Raw genomic sequence first — 3,089 nt, 5'->3', positions numbered from 1 at the left:
CCGGCGGCGCCCGCCTCGGCCGCCGCGCCCGCGCCGGCGCCGGCCGACACCACCCGCTACGCGGCGCCGCCGTCGACGCTGCTGCACTACGCCAGCTTCGTCAACGGCATCCAGAATCCGGACGGCCTGATCCGCTGGCAGAACGACGGCAGCCGCTACCGGCTGGAGGTGGAAACGCACGTGCTGTGGTTCCGCTTCGCCTTCTTCAGCAGCGGCGCGGTGGGCGAGCACGGGCTGGCGCCCGAGCGCTACGAGGAAAGCCGCCGCAGCCGCGTGGAGGCGGCCCGCTTCGACCGCGCCGGCGGCCTGCTGGTGTTCGAAGGGCGCGACAAGCAGGTGCCGCTGCCGCCCGCCGCGCAGGACCGTTTCAGCGTGTTCCTCCAACTGGTGGGCATGGTGCGCGGCGATCCGCAGCGCTACGCCGCGCCGGGCGTGACCGAGAGTTTCGAGGTGAGCGACACGCGTGACCTGGAGCCGATGCAGGTGCAGTATGTGGGGGAAGAGGACGTCGATACGGGCCAGGGCGCGGTGCGGGCCAAGCACTTCGTGCGCCTGCCGCGGCACCCCGGCGACCGGCGCCGCGTGGAAGTGTGGCTGGCGCCGTCGCTGCAATGGCTGCCGGTCAGGCTGCGGCAGACCGAGCCCGACGGCACGCAGATCGAACTCGTCTACCGCGACAGCGAAGCGCTGCGCTGAGCCCGCCGCATGCCGCGCCCTGCGGCGGCCGGCCGTGCCGTCGTCATTCGTGCCGTCGTCATTTCAGGAGGTCCGCCATGCATGCCGTCCAGCCACCCACCGAAAGCCGCCGCGTGCGCGTCGGCGACATCAGCCTGCATGTGCGCATCGACGGCGGCGACGGCCCCTGGGTGATCCTGGCGCACGCGCTCGGCGCCGACCACACCCTGTGGGACGCCACCGCGCGGCACCTGGCGCCGCGCTACCGCGTGCTGCGCTACGACCTGCGCGGCCACGGCCAGAGCGACGCGCCGATCGGCGCCTACTCGATGATCCGGCTGGCCGACGACGTGGCCGGTCTGATGGACGCGCTGGCGGTGCCGGAGGCGCATTTCGCCGGCGTGTCGGTCGGCGGCATGATCGGCCAGACCCTGGCGCTGCGGTATCCCGAGCGGCTGCTGTCGCTCACGCTGGTCGACACCATCGACCGCACGCCGCTCGAGGCGCACCCGATGTGGCACGAGCGCATCGGCCACGTGGAGGCGCACGGCATGGCCGGCGTGGCTGACGGCACGCTGCAGCGCTGGCTGACCGGACCGTTCCGCGCCGCGCACCCGGACGAGGCCGAGCGCGTGCGCCGGATGCTGCTGGCCGCGCCGGTGCACGGCTACGTGGGCACGGCGCTGGCGATCATGGCGTTCGACCTGGCCGGCGCCATCGCGCGCATCCGCTGCCCCACGCTGGTGGTGGCGGGCGAGGAAGACCAGAGCGCGCCGCCGGCGATGGCGCGCGCGATCGCCGGCGCGATCCCGGCCGCGCGGCTGGAGATCCTGCCGCGCGCGGCGCACCTGGCCCACATCGAGCAGGCCGAGCGCTTTCATGCGGTGCTCGACGCATTTCTCGGCAGTGCCGCCTGCGGGGCCCAGTGCGCCGCGCCATGAGCAAGACTTTTCCGCCCGGCTCAAGAACTTGCCGGCACCGCCGTTGCCCAATATAACGAGGGAACGCTTATCGGGCAGTAAAGCGGTCGTTCGAGCGGTTCGCCGGCAGGGAATCTTGAAAACACGGCGGACGCCCTCAGCTTGGAGGTGAAATCGCGGTGGGGCCGGGGCACGATTCCGGCGAATGCAACAACGATGGGCCCGCCGCCAACCCATGACAGCCCGGAGGTGTGCCATGCAAATGATCTACAACAGCGACAACTATTGCATCGTCGAGTTTGGTGCGGATGTCGAGCATGCGCCTCTTGCCTCGGGCGGCTATGAAATCGTCGACAAGAACCTGAAACGCGAGATCTTCCTCGGCGGCCAGATGGCCGAGAGCTTTCGCGCGGACGTGAAGCGTCTGATCGAAAGCGAGCCGTCGGTGGAAGAGGTGGATGATTTCCTCGGGAAGTTCGATACCGTGATGACGCATCCGCTGGTGATGCACTGAACGCAGCCGACGCGGCGGGGCCGCCGTCCTTCCCCCGCGGGAGGGCGGCGCCGGCAGCCGGCTTCGCGCAGCAGGAAAGCCCGTGCCGCCGAGCGCACGGGCTTTTTGCTTCTTGCCGCGCGCGCAAGTGCCGGCGCGGCGGTTCAGTACTGTTCCCAAGGCAGGCCGGCGTGGCGCCAGCCGTTGAGCGTGTTGCGGTGGCGCTCGGCGTCGAGGTCGCCCTCGAAGCCATGCAGCACGCTGTAGACCGTGCTGAAGCCCGCGCCTTCGAGCGCGCGCGCGGCCGCCGCCGAGCGGTTGCCGCTGCGGCAGATCAGCAGCACCGGCCGCGCCGAGGCCTGGCCGGCCAGCTTCTTCACCGCCTGCACGAAATGCGGGTTCACCTCCCAGTCGGGCCCGTCGTTCCACGGCACGTTGTGCGCGCCCTTGGGATGGCCGACGAACAGGTATTCCATCTCGCTGCGGCAGTCGATGAAGAGCGCGTCGGGCGATGCGCCGAGCAGGGCCTGCGCGTCGACGGGGCTGAGGTGTTGCATGGGCTGGGTTTGCGTTGGGGTTGGGGGAGGGCGGGATTTCCGCAGTGTAGGGCCGGCGCCGGCCGGGCCGCAACCGCCGGGCGGCGCGCGAGGCATCCGGCGGCGCCGCCGCGTAATCCGCAAACCATTGATGCAACTGATAAAATCGACATCTTTTCCCTGCCGCAGAAGCCCCTCATGAGCGCCGCCCCAAGTTCCGCCTCGCTGCCCGCCGCGCATCCGCCGGCGCGCCCCTACACCCGCGCGGCCAGCCTGCCCGCCCTGCTGCGCCAGCGCATCCTGATCCTGGACGGCGCGATGGGCACCATGATCCAGCGCTACAAGCTGTCCGAGGCGGACTACCGCGGCGAGCGCTTCGCCGGCCACCACGTGGACGTCAAGGGCAACAACGAGCTGCTGCTGCTCACGCGTCCGCAGGTCATCAGCGAGATCCACGAGCAGTAC

Annotated in this window: 5 protein-coding genes; 4 read left to right on the top strand and 1 reads right to left on the bottom strand. The window is 70.7% G+C overall.

Annotated features, from left to right (window positions below):
- From K206_RS0131715 to K206_RS0131705, 3 genes are all read left to right on the top strand, one after another.
- Positions 1-696: DUF3108 domain-containing protein (locus K206_RS0131715; RefSeq protein WP_020206341.1), on the top strand; the 696-nt coding region annotated here is incomplete at its 5' end.
- A gap of 77 nt (positions 697-773) precedes the next feature.
- Positions 774-1,616 carry a 3-oxoadipate enol-lactonase gene (gene pcaD / locus K206_RS0131710; protein WP_020206340.1) on the top strand — a complete coding sequence of 281 codons (843 nt, stop codon included), beginning with the start codon at positions 774-776 and terminating at the stop codon, positions 1,614-1,616.
- A 235-nt stretch (positions 1,617-1,851) separates the two neighbouring features.
- Positions 1,852-2,109, top strand: coding sequence for a DUF3567 domain-containing protein (locus K206_RS0131705; RefSeq protein WP_017227282.1), 258 nt, complete (start codon positions 1,852-1,854; stop codon positions 2,107-2,109).
- A gap of 143 nt (positions 2,110-2,252) precedes the next feature.
- On the opposite strand, the gene K206_RS0131700 is transcribed toward K206_RS0131705, so the two are convergent.
- Positions 2,253-2,645: a rhodanese-like domain-containing protein gene (locus tag K206_RS0131700; RefSeq protein WP_020206339.1), complete on the bottom strand. Its 393-nt coding sequence runs from the start codon at positions 2,643-2,645 to the stop codon at positions 2,253-2,255.
- Between the two features lie 177 nt (positions 2,646-2,822).
- Here K206_RS0131700 and K206_RS39870 point away from each other — a divergent pair.
- Positions 2,823-3,089: homocysteine S-methyltransferase family protein (locus K206_RS39870; RefSeq protein ID WP_043367501.1), on the top strand; the 267-nt coding region annotated here is incomplete at its 3' end.

Source organism: Cupriavidus sp. WS (genome assembly GCF_000395345.1).
Lineage (GTDB): Bacteria > Pseudomonadota > Gammaproteobacteria > Burkholderiales > Burkholderiaceae > Cupriavidus > Cupriavidus basilensis_B.
This window is presented reverse-complemented; position numbering and strand designations above follow the sequence as displayed.

Bases quoted from the DNA above. Each gene is read 5' to 3' on its own strand.
- pcaD (WP_020206340.1), top strand. From the start codon at position 774: ATGCATGCCGTCCAGCCACCCACCGAAAGCCGCCGCGTGCGCGTCGGC.
- K206_RS0131705 (WP_017227282.1), top strand. From the start codon at position 1,852: ATGCAAATGATCTACAACAGCGACAACTATTGCATCGTCGAGTTTGGT.
- K206_RS0131700 (WP_020206339.1), bottom strand. From the start codon at position 2,645: ATGCAACACCTCAGCCCCGTCGACGCGCAGGCCCTGCTCGGCGCATCG.